This is a genomic window from Streptomyces sp. NPDC058335 (assembly GCF_042723915.1).
Lineage (GTDB): Bacteria > Actinomycetota > Actinomycetes > Streptomycetales > Streptomycetaceae > Streptomyces.
This window is the reverse complement of the sequence record NZ_JBHXHX010000023.1, coordinates 77,950-94,811: the sequence shown is the minus strand read 5'-3', so window position 1 is coordinate 94,811 and position 16,862 is coordinate 77,950. Positions and strand designations below refer to the sequence as shown.

General features: G+C 72.3%; 15 protein-coding genes. 12 read left to right on the top strand and 3 right to left on the bottom strand.

Translation table 11 applies throughout. From position 1 onward, the window contains the following. Positions 1–4: 4 nt before the first annotated feature. Positions 5–556 (top strand): TetR/AcrR family transcriptional regulator, encoded by a 552-nt coding sequence (locus tag ACFWJX_RS34345; protein WP_383250238.1) that lies wholly within the window; start codon positions 5–7, stop codon positions 554–556. Next, the gene (locus ACFWJX_RS34340) at positions 553–2,076 is read left to right on the top strand and encodes an MFS transporter (RefSeq protein ID WP_383250237.1); all 1,524 of its coding nucleotides are present in this window, start codon (positions 553–555) and stop codon (positions 2,074–2,076) included. The genes ACFWJX_RS34345 and ACFWJX_RS34340 overlap by 4 nt, the downstream gene beginning before the upstream one ends. 61 nt (positions 2,077–2,137) lie before the next feature. Here ACFWJX_RS34340 and ACFWJX_RS34335 read toward each other — a convergent pair whose 3' ends face one another. Next, a complete protein-coding gene (locus ACFWJX_RS34335) occupies positions 2,138–2,809 on the bottom strand; it encodes a lysophospholipid acyltransferase family protein (protein ID WP_383250236.1) in 672 nt (223 codons plus the stop codon). 397 nt (positions 2,810–3,206) lie between these two features. Here ACFWJX_RS34335 and ACFWJX_RS34330 point away from each other — a divergent pair, with 397 nt between their 5' ends. From ACFWJX_RS34330 to ACFWJX_RS34320, 3 genes are all read left to right on the top strand, one after another. Next, positions 3,207–4,388 carry a glycerophosphodiester phosphodiesterase gene (locus ACFWJX_RS34330; protein WP_383250235.1) on the top strand — a complete coding sequence of 394 codons (1,182 nt, stop codon included), beginning with the start codon at positions 3,207–3,209 and terminating at the stop codon, positions 4,386–4,388. 64 nt (positions 4,389–4,452) lie between these two features. Further along, on the top strand, positions 4,453–4,959 hold the full coding sequence (locus tag ACFWJX_RS34325; protein WP_383250266.1) for an RNA polymerase sigma factor: 507 nt from the start codon (positions 4,453–4,455) through the stop codon (positions 4,957–4,959). Positions 4,960–5,004: 45 nt separating this feature from the next. Next, complete coding sequence (locus tag ACFWJX_RS34320; protein ID WP_383250234.1) at positions 5,005–5,502, top strand: GNAT family N-acetyltransferase; 498 nt, start codon at positions 5,005–5,007, stop codon at positions 5,500–5,502. 12 nt (positions 5,503–5,514) lie between these two features. Here the strand turns inward: ACFWJX_RS34320 and ACFWJX_RS34315 are convergent, their stop codons facing one another. Both ACFWJX_RS34315 and ACFWJX_RS34310 read right to left on the bottom strand, forming a co-directional pair. After that, the gene (locus ACFWJX_RS34315; RefSeq protein ID WP_383250233.1) at positions 5,515–5,955 is read right to left on the bottom strand and encodes a hypothetical protein; all 441 of its coding nucleotides are present in this window, start codon (positions 5,953–5,955) and stop codon (positions 5,515–5,517) included. Continuing rightward, positions 5,936–6,295, bottom strand: coding sequence for a hypothetical protein (locus ACFWJX_RS34310; RefSeq protein WP_383250232.1), 360 nt, complete (start codon positions 6,293–6,295; stop codon positions 5,936–5,938). Before ACFWJX_RS34310 ends, ACFWJX_RS34315 begins: the two co-directional genes overlap by 20 nt. A 560-nt stretch (positions 6,296–6,855) precedes the next feature. Between ACFWJX_RS34310 and ACFWJX_RS34305 the strand changes: the two genes are divergently transcribed. The 7 genes from ACFWJX_RS34305 to cobT all read left to right on the top strand — a co-directional run bounded on the left by ACFWJX_RS34305 (position 6,856) and on the right by cobT (position 16,773). Next, on the top strand, positions 6,856–7,899 hold the full coding sequence (locus ACFWJX_RS34305) for a methionine ABC transporter ATP-binding protein (protein ID WP_383250231.1): 1,044 nt from the start codon (positions 6,856–6,858) through the stop codon (positions 7,897–7,899). Beyond that, positions 7,896–8,639 (top strand): methionine ABC transporter permease, encoded by a 744-nt coding sequence (locus tag ACFWJX_RS34300; RefSeq protein WP_383250230.1) that lies wholly within the window; start codon positions 7,896–7,898, stop codon positions 8,637–8,639. The genes ACFWJX_RS34305 and ACFWJX_RS34300 overlap by 4 nt, the downstream gene beginning before the upstream one ends. Positions 8,640–8,718: 79 nt before the next feature. Next, positions 8,719–9,552 (top strand): MetQ/NlpA family ABC transporter substrate-binding protein, encoded by an 834-nt coding sequence (locus ACFWJX_RS34295; protein ID WP_383250229.1) that lies wholly within the window; start codon positions 8,719–8,721, stop codon positions 9,550–9,552. A gap of 27 nt (positions 9,553–9,579) precedes the next feature. Then, the gene (locus ACFWJX_RS34290) at positions 9,580–10,434 is read left to right on the top strand and encodes a MetQ/NlpA family ABC transporter substrate-binding protein (RefSeq protein ID WP_383250228.1); all 855 of its coding nucleotides are present in this window, start codon (positions 9,580–9,582) and stop codon (positions 10,432–10,434) included. 148 nt (positions 10,435–10,582) lie between these two features. Then, positions 10,583–11,221 carry a GNAT family N-acetyltransferase gene (locus tag ACFWJX_RS34285; RefSeq protein ID WP_383250227.1) on the top strand — a complete coding sequence of 213 codons (639 nt, stop codon included), beginning with the start codon at positions 10,583–10,585 and terminating at the stop codon, positions 11,219–11,221. A 94-nt stretch (positions 11,222–11,315) separates the two neighbouring features. After that, positions 11,316–12,533 (top strand): precorrin-6y C5,15-methyltransferase (decarboxylating) subunit CbiE, encoded by a 1,218-nt coding sequence (cbiE, locus tag ACFWJX_RS34280; protein ID WP_383250226.1) that lies wholly within the window; start codon positions 11,316–11,318, stop codon positions 12,531–12,533. Positions 12,534–12,900: 367 nt separating this feature from the next. Continuing rightward, positions 12,901–16,773, top strand: coding sequence for a nicotinate-nucleotide--dimethylbenzimidazole phosphoribosyltransferase (gene cobT, locus ACFWJX_RS34275; RefSeq protein ID WP_383250225.1), 3,873 nt, complete (start codon positions 12,901–12,903; stop codon positions 16,771–16,773). Positions 16,774–16,862 lie beyond the last annotated feature (89 nt).

Genomic DNA, 16,862 nt, shown 5'->3' with positions numbered 1-16,862 from the left:
TCTCATGGCTGTCGATCGTGACCACGTGCTGCGCAGTGCCGCGGCCCTGCTGACCCGGAGATCCACCGCGACGATGGACGAGGTCGCCAAGGCCGCCGGGATCAGCAGGGCCACCCTGCACCGGCAGTTCGCCGGACGCGACGCGCTCGTCCGGGCGCTGGAGGCGCTCGGCATCCAGGAGTGCGAGGCGGCCCTGGACCGGGCCCGCCCCGACGACGGCCCGGCGAGCGAGGCCGTCCGCCGCGTGGTCCGCGAGATCGAACCGGCGGCCGCACTGCTGGCCTTCCTGTACAGCGAGAACCAGCTGTTCGAGGGCGAGGAGCAGAACGAGGGCTGGGCCAGGATCGACGACCGCATCGCGGCCCTGTTCCGGCGCGGCCAGGCCGACGGCGAGTTCCGCATCGACCTGACCCCGGCCTGGCTCACCGAGGCGCTGTACGGCCTGCTGGCCTCCGGCGCCTGGGCGGTCACGGAGGGCCGCGTCGCCCGGAACGACTTCACGCACATGATCGTCGAGCTGCTGCTCGGCGGCGCCCTGAGGAGAGAGGAATCATGACCAGCACGTTGCAGCCGGTGGACCCCGACGAGGCGGTGAAGCGCCCCGGCCGCTGGCTCGCGCTGTCCGTCCTCGTGTTCGCCGTGCTGCTGGTGGCCGTCGACGCGACCGTCCTGGGCCTGGCGACCCCGTTCATCAGCGAGGACCTCAAGCCCTCCGGCACCCAGCTCCTGTGGATCGGCGACGTGTACTCCTTCGTCATCGCCGGTCTGCTGGTCTCGATGGGCAGCCTGGGCGACCGGATCGGTCGCAAGCGCATTCTGCTCATCGGCGCCACCGCCTTCGGCGCGATATCCGTGCTGAACGCCTACGCGACGACGCCGGAGATGATGATCGCCGCCCGCGCGCTCCTCGGCGTCGCCGGCGCCACCCTGATGCCCGCCACGCTGGCCCTCATCCGCCACCTCTTCCACGACCCGCGCGAGCGCAGCCTTGCCGTGGGCATCTGGGGCGCGACGGCCTCCGCCGGCACGGCGGTCGGCCCGATCGTCGGCGGACTCCTCCTCGAACACTTCTGGTGGGGCTCGGTCTTCCTCATCAACCTGCCGGTGATGGCGGTCCTCGTCGTCGTCGGCATCCGGACCCTGCCCGAGTCCCGCAACCCGAACCCCGGCCCCTGGGACCTGGCCAGCGTCCTGCTCTCCCTCGTCGGCATGATCGCCGTCGTCTACGCCGTCAAGGAGGCCGCCACCCACGGCCTCACCTGGGCCACGGCAGGCGCCGCCCTGCTGGGCGCGGCCGCGCTGTACGGCTTCGTCCGCCGCCAGTTGACCCTGCCGGTACCGCTGCTGGACATGCGCCTGTTCCGCAACCGCGGCTTCAGCGGCGCGGTCCTGGCCGACCTGCTGACCGTCCTCGGCCTGTCCGGCCTGGTCTTCTTCCTCTCGCAGTACCTGCAACTCGTGCAGGGCAGGCGCCCGTTCGAGGCGGGTCTGGCCGAACTGCCCGCCGCGGTCGGCGCGGTGGCGGCCGGTCTGATCGCCGGCCACGCGGCCCGCCGCTTCTCGGTCCGGGCGGTCGTGTCCGGCGGCCTCGCGGCGATCGGCCTGGCGCTGGCCGCCCTGACGGTGATCGACGAGAGCACCGGCTATCCGCTGCTGGGAGCGTCCCTGCTGGCCGTCGGCGTGGGCGCCGGTTTCTCGTTCACCGTGACGGCCGACGTGATCCTGTCCTCGGTCCCGAAGGAGGAGGCGGGCTCGGCGTCCGCGGTCTCGGAGACGGCGTACGAACTGGGCGCGGCCCTCGGCATCGCCGTACTGGGCTCGATCGTGACGGGTGTCTACCGCGGCTTCCCGTCCCCGCCGGGCACCCCCGAGGGCGCGCACGAGTCACTGGGTGGGGCGGTCGAGGTGGCCTCGGGCATGCCGGCGGCCACGGCCCAGGAGATGCTGGCGTCGGCGCGAGAGGCCTTCGTCAGCGGACTGAGCCTGGCGGCGGGCGCGGGCGCCGTGGTGCTGCTGGCGACGGCGGCCGCGGCATGGGTACTGCTGAAGGGCCAGAAGCTGGACAGCTCAGGCTGAGGGTGACGAGGCCGGGGGCGCGACGCGGCGCGCCCCCTTCGTTCCGCCGTCCGCCGGAGGCCTACGCGGCCTTCGCCTTGGTCGCGTACATGTCCACGTACTCCTGCCCGGACAGCCGCATGACCTCGGCCATCACGGAATCCGTCACCGCACGCAGCACATACCGGTCCCGGTCCATCCCCTCGTACCGGGAGAACTCCATCGCCTCACCGAAGCGGACCGTCACCTTCGAGGGGCGGGGCATCCCCGATCCGCCCGGCTGGATCTTGTCCGTGCCGATCATCGCGAAGGGCACCACGGGCGCGCCGGTCATCAGGGTGAGGCGGGCGATGCCCGTACGACCCCGGTACAGCCGCCCGTCGGGGGACCGCGTGCCCTCGGGGTAGATCCCGAAGACCCGGCCCTCCTCCAGGATCCGGCGCCCGGTCATCAGGGCGGCGACCCCGCCCTTGCCGCCGTCGCGGTCGACGGGGATCATGCCGACGCCGATGAAGAACCAGGCCATCAGCCGGCCCTTGAGTCCCTTGCCGGTGACGTACTCGTCCTTGCCGATGAAGAAGACCTGCCGGTCGCAGACCAGGGGCAGGATCATCGAGTCGATGAAGGTGAGGTGGTTGCCGGCCAGGATGACCGGACCGTCGCCCGGGATGTGCTCCACGCCTTCGACCCGGGGGCGGAACATCAGGCGCATGACCGGTCCGAGCACTGCCTTGATGAGCGCGAAGCGGGACAACGGGCCCTCCGATAGCGGTATGAGTATGTGCAGGTGAGGACGATACTCGCGCCGCCGGTGGCGACGCACATCGGGTTCACCGAGGTCTTACGCACTGTTGACCTACGTTTACCTGTACGGCCGGTCCGCCGCGGGCCCGACACACGGGCGGAACGTGGTGACGGACATCGCGACCCGAAGGCCGTGAGTTCTCCACCGGCACCGCGTGGCAGGCCGGGCACGGCCGGTACCGATCGCCTACCCCGCCCCGCGCCGCCGAATCGGACGTTCCGTCATATCGTCGTACGGCACACGCCATCCATCGTCACCCGCGTGTTCGGATCGAGGTCTCCCGGCCGTCATGTCCGCGCACCTACGATCGGCGCGCACGGGACGAGCCGATGGCAGGAGGACCCTCATGGGTACGCAGGAGTCGCAGCACTCGAACACCCAGGAGAGCGGAACCGGACGGCGGGCGTTCCTCGGAGCGGCCGCCGCGATCGGCGCCGCCGGAACGACCCTGGGCCTCTCCGGCACCGCGAGAGCCACCGAGGCCCGGCACGGCGGCAGGGGCATCGGGAGCCTGCCCGTGCCGACGATCATCGGCCACCGCGGCGCCAGCGGCTACCGGCCCGAGCACACCTTCGGCGCCTACCAGCTCGCCCTCGACCTCGGCGCCGACATCGTCGAGGCCGGCGACCTCGTCCCCACCAAGGACGGCCACCTCGTCTGCCGGCACGAGCCGGAGATCGGCGGCACCACGGACGTCGCGGGCCACCCCGAGTTCGCCGGCCGCAGGACCACCAAGGTCCTCGACGGCGTCTCCACCACCGGCTGGTTCACCGAGGACTTCACGCTCGCCGAGCTGAAGACGCTGCGCGCGACCGAGCGCATCCCCGCCAACCGCCCCCACAACACCCTCTACAACGGCCGCTGGGAGATCCCCACCTTCGAGGAAGTCCTGAAGTGGCAGGACGAGCAGACCCGCAAGCGCGGCAAGCAGGTCTGGATCTACCCCGAGCTGAAGCACCCCACCTACTTCCGGGGGCTCGGCCTGAACCTGGAGGAACGCGTCGCGGGGCTGCTGCGCAAGCACGGCAAGGACGGCAGGAACGCGCCCGTCATCCTCCAGTCCTTCGAGCCGACCAGCATCCGGCGCCTGAACAAGATGGTGGGCAACCCGCTCGTCGTCCTGCTCTCCGGCGCCACCACCCGCCCCTGGGACTTCGTCGAGACCGGCGACCCCCGCACGGTCGCCGACCTGGTCACCGTCAAGGGCCTGCGGGAGATCGCCGGTTACGCGCAGGGCATCGGTCCCACCCTCGACCTGGTCGTCCCCAAGGACGCGGCCGGCAACCTCACCACGCCGACCACCCTGGTGAAGGACGCCCACGCGGCCGGCCTGATCCTGCACCCGTACACGCTGCGCAACGAGAACCCCTTCCTGCCCGCGAACTTCCGCAAGGGCACCGAGGCGGACGCCTACGGCGACGTCTTCGGCGCCTACAAGGCGTACTTCGCGACCGGCATCGACGGTGTGTTCACCGACCAGCCGGACACCGGCCGCCTCGCCCGCGAGGACTTCGTCAACGGCTCCTGACCCGTTGGGGTGACAACCGGCCGTCCGGGCAACCCGCCGCCCGGACGGCCGCGTCGTGCCGCACATGACGTACGACATGCTCGCCGCCCTGCGCCCGCTGCTCACCGCGGAGGCCGACGCCGAGGCGCACGCCACCGGAACCGAGTCCGCCGACCTCGAACAGGGCGTGTGGCTGCGCCTCCTGGAACATCTCGCCACCGACGGCCCGCCCCTCGACCCGCAGAGCTGGCTGCGCCGGGCGGTGCGCGCCGAATCCCGCCGAAACCGTCGTACGGCCCGGCGGGAAGGGCCGTACGCGGAGGACCCGGCCGAGGACGGCGACCGCGGTCCCGAACAGATCGTCCTCGCCGCCGCCCGGCACCGCGCGCTGCGCGACGCCGTCCACCGGCTTCCCGCGCGGTGCTCCCGGCTCCTGGACGCCCTGCTGTCGCCGGAGGACCTCACGTATCGCGAGATCGCGGGGGAGTTGGGTATCTCACAGGGAAGTCTCGGACCGGAACGTTCCCGATGTCTGGGATGTCTGCGACGTCTGCTCACACCGGAGGTTGCGGCCCGCGAAGTGCGGGGATAGGAGTGTAGGACCACAGGCGATCAGGTGAGCGGGAGGCGTGCGCATATGGGCATGAGCGTGACCATCTCGGTGGCGACCGAGCAGGATGCCGAGCAGATCTTCAGGCTTCAGTACCTGTGCTTCCAGGGCGAGGCGGCGCTGTACGGCAACTACCGCATCGCTCCCCTCGTCCAGACCCTGGACTCCGTCCGGCAGGAACTGGCCTCCGACTGCGTCTACGTGGCCCGGCTGGGCGAGGAGGTCGTCGGCTCGGTCCGCGGCACGATCACCGAGGACGGCGCGGCCTCCATCGGCAGGCTCTGCGTCCACCCCCGCCTCCAGGGCCACGGCATCGGCGCGAGGCTGCTGCGGGCGGCCGAGTCGGCGCTGGCCGGAGAGCGCGGTGCCACCAAGTTCCGTCTCTTCACCGGCCACCGCAGTGAGGGCAACCTCCGCCTGTACCGCCGCGTCGGCTACCGGACGGTGGGCACGTCCCAGGGATCGGACGGCGTCCCGATGATCGTCCTGGAGAAGCCGGCCGACGAGTTCGCCACCACGGCCTGAGCGGCGCCGGGCTCAGCCTGCCTGCCGCGCACGCGTCTTCCGCAGCCAGAAGAGAGCGGTCAGGGGCAGCAGCACGGGGATGAACACGTACCCCATCCCGTAGTCCGACCACACGGTCGAGTCCGGGAAGGCGTCACGGTCCACCAGGGTCCAGGTGCCCACGACCAGCACACCCACCAGCTCGGCGGCGCAGCACACCTGCGCCGCCCTGCGCGCCGTCTCCCCGCCCCGCACCAGCGAGTACGTGATGAAGCCGTACACCAGACCGGCCACCGCGGACAGCGAGTACGCGAGCGGCGCCCGGTCGAACTCCGTCGCGATCTGATACGCCGAGCGCGACACCGCGCCGACCACCATCACGCCGTAGAACCAGACCAGCAACAGGCCGGGCCCGCCGATCAGCCGCGCCGGCTTCTCCTCCACGGCCGTCACCTCAGCCTCCCCAGATGTCATGGAGCCGCACTTCCAGGACGGCGAGGACGACCCCGCCCGCCGCGACCGTCACCGAACCCCACCGGGTCCGCTCGCCCAGCGACATGAACCCCGCCGCCGGAACGCACGCGAACGCCCCCAGCAGATACGCCACGAAGATCGTCGTGCCCTGCGCCGGCTCCTCGCCCCGCGCCAGCTGCACGATCCCGACGACCAACTGGACCAGCGCCAGCACCGAGACCACGGCCATCCCGATGAAATGCCAGTCCTTCGTCGGCTGGTCACGGTAGGCCGCCCAGCCGCACCAGGCGGCCAGCAGCAGTGCGGCGACACCGGTCACCAGCGTCAGGGCATCAAGCATGCAGTGACCTTATTACGGCCGTATGCGGCCCCCCGCGGCCGGGCCCGAGCCGCGGGGGGCCGCTCGGACGGCGACCGTGGCGTTGGCCACAACCCACCCCGCCCGTCGACCCGGTACCGGCCCTGTGATGAAGACCTGTCAGCCTTGTCCGCACTGGTCGCCGGCGAGGGAGCGCGACCTTCCGTATGTGTGCGCGCACTGTCCACGGCTGTCCATCATGTGGACGGCTCGGCTTTGTCAGGACCGTCGGTCTGCTTTACTGATCGCATGACCACGACGAGCAGCCGCACCCTTGCGACCGAGGCGACCCTGACGCCCGGTGCTCGTTGTATGTGTCGAATGTGCGCCTTCTAGAGGGCCCCCGCACCACCCCAGAGCTCGCGCCCCGAAGCGAGACGCCGTGGCACGTCCGTACGCCCTGAGTACGTGACGAGACGCCGCCCGCGCACATGTTCTCCCCCCGGTTCCATCGCCACCGCGAGAACCGTGTCGCGTCCTGACCGAATGCACCCGTGCCGGGCACACCCACGCCCGCGCACTCGACAGTGACGGAAACCCACGTGATCACCACCACGGGCCTCACCAAGGTCTACCGCTCGCGCGGCCGTGAGGTCACCGCCCTCGACGGCGTCGATCTGCACGTCCGCGAAGGCGAGGTGTACGGCGTCATCGGCCAGTCCGGCGCCGGCAAGTCCTCGCTGATCCGCTGCATCAACCTCCTGGAGCGCCCCACCTCCGGCACGGTCACCGTCGCCGGCCAGGACCTCACCGCCCTCGCCGGCCGCGGCCCGCGCGCGGGCCGGGAACTCCGCGAGGCGCGCAGCCGTATCGGCATGGTCTTCCAGCACTTCAACCTGCTGTCGTCGCGGACCGTGCAGGACAACGTCGAGCTGCCGCTGGAAATCCTCGGCAAGTCAGGGAAGGAACGTTCCCGCAAGGCGCTCGAACTGCTCGACCTCGTCGGCCTCGCCGACAAGGCGGGCGCCTACCCCGCCCAGCTCTCCGGCGGTCAGAAGCAGCGCGTCGGCATCGCCCGCGCCCTCGCCGGCGACCCCAAGGTGCTGCTCTCCGACGAGGCCACCAGCGCCCTCGACCCGGAGACCACCCGCTCGATCCTCCAACTGCTGCGCGACCTGAACCGCCAGCTGGGCCTGACGGTCCTGCTCATCACGCACGAGATGGGCGTGGTGAAGTCCATCTGCGACTCCGCCGCGCTCATGGAGCGGGGCCGCGTCGTCGAGTCCGGCACGGTCAGCGAGCTGCTCGCCACCCCCGGCTCCGAACTGGCCGCCGCGCTCTTCCCGGTGGGCGGCGAGCCGACCGGCGACGACCGGACCGTCCTCGACGTCACCTTCCAGGGCGAGGCCGCGACCCAGCCGGTCATCTCCCAGCTGTCGCGCACCTACAACATCGACATCTCGATCCTGGGCGCGGCCATCGACACCGTCGGCGGCCTCCAGGTCGGCCGGATGCGCATCGAACTGCCCGGCCGCTACGAGGACAACGTGGTGCCGATCGGCTTCCTGCGCGAACAGGGTCTTCAGATCGACGTGCCGGGCGCCGCCGACGAGCGGCCCCAGCTGGTGAAGGACGGTGCCAAGTGACCTGGTCCGAGATGCAGCCCCTGCTGGAGCAGGCGTGTTGGGACACCCTCTACATGGTGGGCTGGTCCACGCTCATCGCCGTCGCCGGCGGCCTTCCGCTCGGCATCCTCCTCGTCCTCACCGACCGGGGCGGCCTGCTGCAGAACGTCGTCGCCAACAAGGTGATCGGACAGGTCGTGAACATCGCCCGCTCGATGCCGTTCATCATCCTGATGGTCGCGCTGATGACCTTCACCCGCTGGGTGACCGGAACGACCATCGGCCGTGAGGCCGCCATCGTGCCGCTCGCCATCGGGGCGATCCCCTTCTTCGCGCGTCTCGTGGAGATGTCCGTCCGCGAGGTGGACGGCGGGCTCGTGGAAGCCGTGCAGTCCATGGGCGGCAGCACCTGGAAGATCGTCCGCAGCGTGCTCGTCCCCGAGGCGCTGCCGTCCCTGATCTCCGGCGCCACCACCACCGTCGTCGCCCTGATCGGCTACTCCGCGATGGCGGGCACCGTCGGCGCCGGCGGCCTGGGCGACATCGCGATCCGCTACGGCTACCAGCGCTTCGAGACGGGCCTGATGTGGATCACCGTCGCGATCCTGGCCGTCGTCATCTCCCTGCTCCAGTTCGGCGGTGACCTCGCGGCCCGGTCCCTGCACCGGCGCACCGGCAAGGGCGGCCCGCTGCTCCTCTTCAGGCCGCTGAGCGGAATCTTCCCCGGCGCGGTCGCCACCGACGCCGTGAAGAAGAGCTGAACCGCACCCCACCTGCCACCCCCTTGTTCTCCCCGCACACCCACAGCGGGGACGTATCACCTCAGGAAAGGCACTTTTCGTGCGTAACACTGCCAAAATCACCACCGCTGTCCTCGCCGCCGGAGCCCTCACCCTCGGGCTCGGCGCGTGCGGCTCGGACAAGGACTCCGGCTCCTCCTCCGCCACCAGCGGCCCGCTGGTCGTCGCCGCGAGCCCCGTCCCGCACGCCGAGATCCTCACCTTCGTCAAGGACAACCTGGCCAAGGACGCGGGCCTCGACCTGGAGGTCAAGGAGTTCACCGACTACGTCACGCCGAACACGGCGACGGAGGACGGCTCGGTGGGCGCCAACTACTTCCAGAACCAGCCCTACCTCGACGACTTCAACAAGAAGAACGGCACCCACGTCGTGCCCGTCGTCACGGTCCACCTGGAGCCGCTCGGCCTCTACTCCCACAAGTTCAAGAGCGTCGACGACCTCAAGAGCGGCGCGACCGTCGCCGTCCCGAACGACACCGTCAACGAGGCACGCGCCCTGAAGCTGCTCGCCGCGAACGGCCTCATCACGCTGAAGGACGGCGCGGACAACTCGGCGACCCCCGCCGACATCAGCGAGAACCCGAAGAACCTCAAGTTCAAGGAGCTGGAGGCGGCCCAGACCCCGCGCTCCCTGGACGACGTGGACGCCGCCGTCGTCAACGGCAACTACGCCATCGAGGCCGACCTCAAGCCCTCGAAGGACGCCCTCGTCCTGGAGTCCGCCACGGACAACCCGTACGGCAACTTCCTCGCCGTCAAGGAGGGCAACGAGGACGACCCGCGTGTGAAGAAGCTCGCGAAGCTCCTCACCTCCCCCGAGGTCAAGAAGTTCATCGAGGACAAGTACGCCGGCTCCGTCATCGCGTCCTTCTGAGACGCCGACCCCACGGGGGAGAGCAGCATGCGCAAGACCCTCATCGCGGCGTCGGCCCTCGCCCTGAGCCTCGGGCTCGCCGCCTGCGGTTCGGGTTCGGGCTCCGGCTCGGCTTCCGGTGCCGGTGACGGCGGCGGCTCCGACGACACGCTCGTCGTCGGCGCCACCGCCGTCCCGGCCGGCGAAGTCCTGACGTACATCAAGGACGAGCTGGCCGCGCAGGCCGGCCTCGACCTGGAGATCAAGGAGTTCACGGACTACGTCCTGCCGAACACCGCTCTCCAGGAGGGCTCGCTCGACGCGAACCTGTACCAGAACCAGCCCTACCTGGACGACTTCAACAAGGCCCGGGGCACCGACCTGGTGTCGGTCGCCAAGGCCTACCTGCCGCCCATGGGCGTCTACTCCAAGAAGGTCGAGGACGTCCGCGACCTCGCCGACGGAGCCACCGTCGCCGTACCCGCCGACACCACCAACGAGGGCCGCGCCCTCAAGCTGCTCGCGTCCCAGGGCGTCATCACGCTCAAGGCGGACGCCGGAGCGGACGCGTCCCCCGCCGACATCGGCGAGAACCCGAAGAACCTCGAGTTCAAGGAGCTGGAGCCCGCCCAGCTGCCCCGCTCGCTCGACGACGTGGACGCCGCGGTCATCAACAACAACTACGCCCAGGACGCGGGTCTCAGCCCCACGAAGGACGCCGTCCTCCTGGAGTCGGCGAAGGACAACCCCTACGACCCCTACGCCAACCTCCTCGCCGTCAGGCGCGGCGACGAGGACGACCCGCGGGTACGCAAGCTCGTGCGGCTCCTCACCTCCGCCGAGGTGAAGAAGTTCATCGAGGACAAGTACCAGGGCTCGGTCCTGCCGGTCACCTCCGGCTGACCCCCGTACACACCCGGGGTCCGCACCTTCGGCCGGTGCGGACCCCGTGGTGCGACACGGTGCTTTCATGCTGCATGCTGAGCAGTTCAGCGGGCCTGACGGTCAACCAGGTCGGACCCTGACGGTTTCGAAGGTTACGGAGCGGCGCATGACGAGCACCTTCCCCAGCATCTCCATCAGCACGGAGCGGTTGGTGCTGCGTCCCCTCGACGAGGACGACGTACCCGCCCTGGCCGAGATGATGAACGACGAACAGGTCACGGCCTGGACCTCCGTCCCCCAGCCCTTCACCGCGCGGAACGCCCGCACCTGGATCACGCAGTACGCCCCCGCCCAGCGCACCTCCGGACGCGGACTCGACCTCGCCGTCACCGAGTTCCTCACCCAGCGGCTCGTCGGCGTCATCCAGCTCGGCAGGACCAACTGGCACGTACGGTCCACCGAACTGTCGTACATCATCGCCCCCTGGGCGCGCGGCGAGGGCTACGCCTCCGAGGCCGCGCTCGCCACCGCCCAGTGGCTGCTCACCGACCAGAAGCTCGAGCGCATCGAGCTGCGCACGGCCGCCGACAACACCGCCTCGCAGCAGGTCGCGCAGAAGATCGGCTGCATCAGCGAGGGGGTCCTGCGCGGCGCCTGTATAGCGCGCGTCCGCGCCGACGACGGCACCTGGAGCGAGGCGCGCACCGACTTCATCGTGTGGAGCCTGCTCCCGGAGGACATCGAGGGCGCGGGGGAGCACCTCACGGAGAGCGGCGGCTACCCGTCGTACGCCGACTGGAACTGACCCCGCGGTCCCGCACCGCCCCGGCCCGGCCCCGCGCGACCAGGTAGTCTCACCAAGCCCGCCAGCCGCGTAGACCCACGGGAGACTGACGACGATGGCCGACCGCGTCACGGTGATCGGCTGGGACGGCTCGCCGCTGACCGCCGCCGCCCGCTCGGCCCTGGGCGCCGCCACCCTCGTGGCCGGTGCCGCCCACCACCTGGCGCTGCCCGAGGTGCCTCCCGCCGCCGAACGCATCCGCCTCGGCAGCGTCGCCCTCGCCGCCCGCCGCATCGCCGGCCACCGCGGCACGGCGGTCGTCCTCGCCGACGGCGACCCCGGCTTCTTCGGCGTCGTACGCACGCTGCGCGCACCCGAGTTCGGCCTGGAGGTCGAGGTCGTCCCGGCCGTCTCCTCCGTCGCCACCGCGTTCGCCCGCGCCGGCATGCCCTGGGACGACGCCCAGGTGGTCGTCGCACACCGGCGCACCCTGCGCCGCGCCGTGAATGTGTGCCGGGCCCACACCAAGGTCGCCGTCCTCACCTCGCCCGGCGCCGGCCCCGCCGAACTGGGCCTGCTCATGGAGGGCGTCCACCGCACCTTCGTCGTCTGCGAGGAACTCGGCACCGACCGCGAACAGATCAGCGTCGTCACCTCCGAGAAGGCCGCCGACCACACCTGGCGCGACCCCAACGTGGTCATCGTCATCGGCGGCACCGCGGGCGCGCCGCCGTCGAGCGACGGCGGCTGGATCGCCGGCCGCGACCCGGGCACCGGCCCACGCGGCTGGACCCTGCCCGCCGGTGAGTACGGCGGCGGACTGGGCGAGGGGGAGGCCGAGCTGCTGCGGGCCGCCCAACTCGCCCGTCTGGGACCGCGGGTCGGCGACCTCGTCTGGGACATCGGCTGCGGCAGCGGCGCCTTCGCGGCCGAGGCCGCGCGGGCCGGTGCGGCCGTCATCGCCGTCGACCGCGCCATGGAGGCGTGCGCCCGCACCGACGCCGCCGCGCGCCGCTTCGGGGTGCAGCTCCAGATCGTCCGCGGCACCGCCCCGCACGTCCTGGAGGACCTGTCCGAACCGGACGTCGTCCGCGTCGGCGGCGGGGGAGCGGCCGTGGTCTCCGCGGTGGCCGACCGCCGCCCGCAGCGCATCGTCACCCACGCCATGACCCGCGACGCCGCCGAACTCGTCGGCCGCGACCTGACCGAGCACGGGTACCGCGTCGAGTGCGCCCTCGTCCAGTCCGTCGAACTCGACACGCGGGCCTGGACGGAGACGGAACGGAGCGTCGCGTTCCTGCTCAGCGGGGTCCTGCCGGACCGTTCGGCCTGACCCGGTTTGCCCTCCCCGTGATCCTGTTGTCCTACTGCGCGCGGTAGGCTGGCCGATCGTCGTACCGCATCCGGTCGCCCGGCCTTTCGTCGGCCAATGTCCGGAAAACACATCCGTTTTGGGGTGGGTGTGGTACGGCAGAACCTGAGGGCGCGCAACGTGGCGCAGTCCACAGCGGAGCGTCGCGGATCAAGCTGTCGCGACGCGGCAACGACCGCGACAATGCCACTGAGTGGCTTTGTCGTCTTTTTCGTGCGGGTCGTTCGTGCCGCTGGGCGCGGACGCTCGTTCTTCACTACGGGGCGGTCGGTGCGCCGTTCCGGGTGAGCTGGTCGTAGGAGCACTAACCGATGGGCGAGGGGTACGCATGACCGACACCGGCCAGGTCCCGGGCGAGGGACTGCCGGAGAACGCAGGCATGGTGGATCAGCAGGGCGTCCCCGCGCCCGGCGCGTACACCTACCTCTCCGAGACCACCGCCGAGGACGAAGATCTGTTGCTGCTGCCCGGCGCCCAGAGCGCCTGGGGCAACGAAGTCGCGCCGCCCGCCCCGGAGCCGGTGGTCGAGGCGGTGCACGAACCCGGCCCGCACGAGACGGCGGGCCGTGACAGCGGCTCCGTCGACCTCAGCGCCGTCCGCCTCCCGAACCCGTCGCCGCCCGCGGCACCGCGGCGCCCTCTCCACCTCGGCCCGCCCATCCCCGACACCTCCGCGAGCCCGGTCCGCTCCCTCGCCGACCGCGGACCCGCGGGCGCGCCGGTACGGCACCCGGGCACGCCCACGGCCGGACCCGAGTACCTGGACGCCCAGCACCTGCGCGAGATGCCTCCGCAGGGCGCGGCGCCCTGGGGCGCCCAGGCGGCCGTCGAGGCGCCGATCGCTCCCGGGGCGGTCCCTGCGGAAACGGTTGTTCCGGCCGCGCAGCAGCAGACCGAGCAGATGGGCGCGGCCCAGGCGGTCATGGCCCGCCCGGACACGGACGCGGACCCGGGTGCGCCCCAGCCGGAGGACCTCGCGCAGACGCCCCTGGCAGCGGAGGCGTCCGAGCCCGCGTACGCCGGTGAGGGCGCCGGCGCGACGGTTCCGGCCGAGCCCGCCGGCGTGGTGCCCGGACCGGCCCCCGAGCCGGTGCCGCAGGTCCCCGAGCCTGTGCAGGAGGCCGCCCCGCACGCCCCCGACACGGACGTGATTCCCGCCGAGGAGGTACCGGCGCCCGCCGCCGAGGCGACCGAGGTGCCCGCGGAGGTGCCCATCCCCGAGGCGGACCAGGTGCCCGAGGCTCCGGTGCCCGACGCGATCCCCGAGGCGCCCGCCGCCGAGGTGGCGCACCACCCCGAGACCCCGGCAGCCGTCGAACCCGTCGCTGCCGAGGCCGTCACCACGCCGGACCCGGTGCAGGCGCCGGAGGCTGTCGGCGCGCCCGCGCCCGAGGCCGTCGCCGTGCAGGCGCCGGAAGCCGACCTCCCGCCGGTCGTCCCGCAGGCCGCGCCAGATCCGGGCCGGATGCCCGAGTACGTGGTGGCCCCCGTCTCCGAGGCGCCCGCCGCTCCGGAGGCAACCGCGCCCGCACCGGACGTGGCCACCGCACTGCCCCAACCGGAGGCCACCGCCCCCGAGCCGGAGGTCGCGGCCCAGGCACCGGCACCGGCGGTTCCCGCCCCCGCCCCGGAGATCATCGCGCCCGCACAGGCGGACCCGGCTGCCGAGATTCCGGCCCCGGAACCCGAGGCCCCCGCCGCTCTCCAGCCGGACGACCAGCCGGACCACCTGCCGCAGCCCGAACCGGCATCCCCGGAGCAGCCGACGGCGGAACGGCCCGCGGCCGAGCCGGCCCCGGTGGAACTGCCCGCACCGAGCGCCCAGCTCACCGAGCCCGAGCCCGAGCCCGAGCCCGTGTCCGCGCCCGAAGTGCCCCCCACCCAGCCCGCGCCGGACATGCACCCCGTCCCGGTCCCGCAGCACCAGGAGCCCCCGCAGGGCCCCGCCCACATCGCGGACCCGGCGTCCCAGACCCTGGCCGCCCCCGCCCCCATGCCGGCAGCGTCGGCCGGGGAAGCGGCCCAGCCGGAACCGACGGCGGCCGCCTCCACCGCGGCCCCCGCCGCGACGGCCCCCCAGCCCGCCGAGCCCGTCGCCCCCGCGGTGCCCCTGGAGCCCCAACCCCACCAGCCCCTGGGCCAGTTCGTGCCGGTCGAGGGCATGGTGCCGACCACCCCGCACCTCGCCCCCACCCCGCCGCACCCCCTCGTCCTCCCCACCGACGAGCCACTGACCCCCGAAGCGACCGCGCCCGAGGCGACCGCGCCCGAGACCTCCCCGGTCGCGCCGCCACCCGCCGCCCCGGTGGCGGACATCCCCGCCCCCCGCGATGCGGACCCCGCCGCACCGGAGCCGCAGCCCGAGCAGCCCGATCCGAACGTCGCACAGAACCCGGAGGACCTGGACACCAGGGCCGCCGATCAGGAAGAAAGCACGGCCGCCGTGGCAGAAGTACGGGAGTCCACCGGCCCGGCCGCCCCCGCGTACGCCGACGCCGAGCGCGAGGCCGTCCTGAAGGTCATGCGCGAGCGCCGGGACATCCGCAACGGCTTCCGCAGCGACCCCATCCCGCACGAGGTGCTCCTGCGCGTCCTGGAGGCCGCCCACACCGCGCCCTCCGTCGGCCACTCGCAGCCCTGGGACTTCGTCGTGATCCGCTCCGCCGACACCCGGCGCGCGATGCACGAACTGGCGATGCGGCAGCGGGACGCGTACGCGAAGTCCCTGCCGAAGGGCCGGGCGAAGCAGTTCAAGGAACTGAAGATCGAGGCCATCCTCGACACCCCGGTGAACATCGTCGTCACCGCCGACCCGACCCGCGGCGGCCGCCACACCCTCGGCCGGCACACCCAGCCGCAGATGGCGCCGTACTCCTCCGCGCTCGCCGTCGAGAACCTGTGGCTCGCCGCCCGCGCCGAGGGCCTCGGCGTCGGCTGGGTCAGCTTCTTCGACGAGCGCGAGATGGTCCGCGCCCTCGACCTGCCCGAGCACCTCGACGTCGTCGCCTACCTCTGCGTCGGCTACGTCGACGAGTTCCCGGACGAGCCCGAGCTGATGCAGGCCGGCTGGGCAAAGCGCCGCCCTCTGTCGTGGGTCGTCCACGAGGAGACGTACGGCCGTCGCGCGCTGCCCGGCGAGGACCCTCACGACCTGCTCGCCGAGACCGTCGCCGGGATCCGCCCGCTGGACGCCAAGGCGTTGGGCGAGGCCTGGGAGCGGCAGAAGCGCATGACCAAGCCGGCCGGCGCGCTCGGCATGCTGGAGATCATCTCCGCGCAGCTTTCCGGCCTGTCCCGCCAGTGCCCGCCGCCGATCCCGGAGCCCGCGGCCGTCGCCATCTTCGCCGGTGACCACGGGGTGCACGCCCAGGGCGTCACCCCTTGGCCGCAGGAGGTCACCGCGCAGATGGTGGCCAACTTCCTGGGGGGCGGCGCGGTCTGCAACGCCTTCGCGAACCAGGTGGGCGCCGAGGTCTGCGTCGTGGACGTCGGCGTGGTGGCCGACCTTCCGGCGACCCCCGGCCTGCTGCCCCGCAAGATCCGCGCGGGCACGTCCGACATGACGACCGGCCCCGCGATGTCCCGCGAGGAGGCCAAGCAGGCCATCGAGGTCGGCATCGAGACGGCCCGCGACCTGGTGGCGGCCGGCAACAAGGCGCTTCTCACCGGTGAGATGGGCATCGCGAACACCACGGCGTCCGCGGCCCTCATCTCGGTCTTCACGGGCGCCGACCCGGCCGAGGTCACCGGCCGCGGCACCGGCATCAACGACGAGACCCTCGCCCGCAAGACCGAGGTCGTCCGCCGCGCCCTGGAGGTCCACCAGCCGGACCCGGCCGACCCCATCGGCGTCCTCGCGGCCGTCGGCGGCTTCGAGCACGCGGCGATGGTCGGCCTCCTGCTGGGCGGCGCGTCCCTGCGCACGCCCGTGATCCTGGACGGCGTGAGCGCCGGAGCCGCGGCCCTGGTCGCCCGCGCGATCGCGCCCGAGGTCCTCGCGGCCTGCATCGCGGGCCACCGCAGCGCCGAACCGGGCCATGTCGCCGCCCTCAACAAGCTGGGCCTGCGCCCCCTGGTCGACCTCGACCTGCGCCTGGGCGAGGGCACCGGCGCCCTGCTGGCCCTCCCGCTGGTCCAGAGCACGGCACGGGCGATGCACGAGGTGGCGACGTTCGACTCGGCCGGCGTGACCGAGAAGTAGGACCCCTCCGGGGTCGGCGGGCATGCGCTCCTGCGTGCCCCCCGACCCCGCCGTACGCTGAACGCACCTCTAAAATCCGCACGTCAGGG

What these genes read in the sequence shown, in the direction of transcription:
- ACFWJX_RS34345 (WP_383250238.1), top strand. Translation starts at nt 5, where the DNA reads ATGGCTGTCGATCGTGACCACGTGCTGCGCAGTGCCGCGGCCCTGCTG.
- ACFWJX_RS34340 (WP_383250237.1), top strand. Translation starts at nt 553, where the DNA reads ATGACCAGCACGTTGCAGCCGGTGGACCCCGACGAGGCGGTGAAGCGC.
- ACFWJX_RS34330 (WP_383250235.1), top strand. Translation starts at nt 3,207, where the DNA reads ATGGGTACGCAGGAGTCGCAGCACTCGAACACCCAGGAGAGCGGAACC.
- ACFWJX_RS34325 (WP_383250266.1), top strand. Translation starts at nt 4,453, where the DNA reads ATGACGTACGACATGCTCGCCGCCCTGCGCCCGCTGCTCACCGCGGAG.
- ACFWJX_RS34320 (WP_383250234.1), top strand. Translation starts at nt 5,005, where the DNA reads ATGGGCATGAGCGTGACCATCTCGGTGGCGACCGAGCAGGATGCCGAG.
- ACFWJX_RS34315 (WP_383250233.1), bottom strand. Translation starts at nt 5,955, where the DNA reads ATGACATCTGGGGAGGCTGAGGTGACGGCCGTGGAGGAGAAGCCGGCG.
- ACFWJX_RS34310 (WP_383250232.1), bottom strand. Translation starts at nt 6,295, where the DNA reads ATGCTTGATGCCCTGACGCTGGTGACCGGTGTCGCCGCACTGCTGCTG.
- ACFWJX_RS34290 (WP_383250228.1), top strand. Translation starts at nt 9,580, where the DNA reads ATGCGCAAGACCCTCATCGCGGCGTCGGCCCTCGCCCTGAGCCTCGGG.
- ACFWJX_RS34285 (WP_383250227.1), top strand. Translation starts at nt 10,583, where the DNA reads ATGACGAGCACCTTCCCCAGCATCTCCATCAGCACGGAGCGGTTGGTG.
- cbiE (WP_383250226.1), top strand. Translation starts at nt 11,316, where the DNA reads ATGGCCGACCGCGTCACGGTGATCGGCTGGGACGGCTCGCCGCTGACC.
- cobT (WP_383250225.1), top strand. Translation starts at nt 12,901, where the DNA reads ATGACCGACACCGGCCAGGTCCCGGGCGAGGGACTGCCGGAGAACGCA.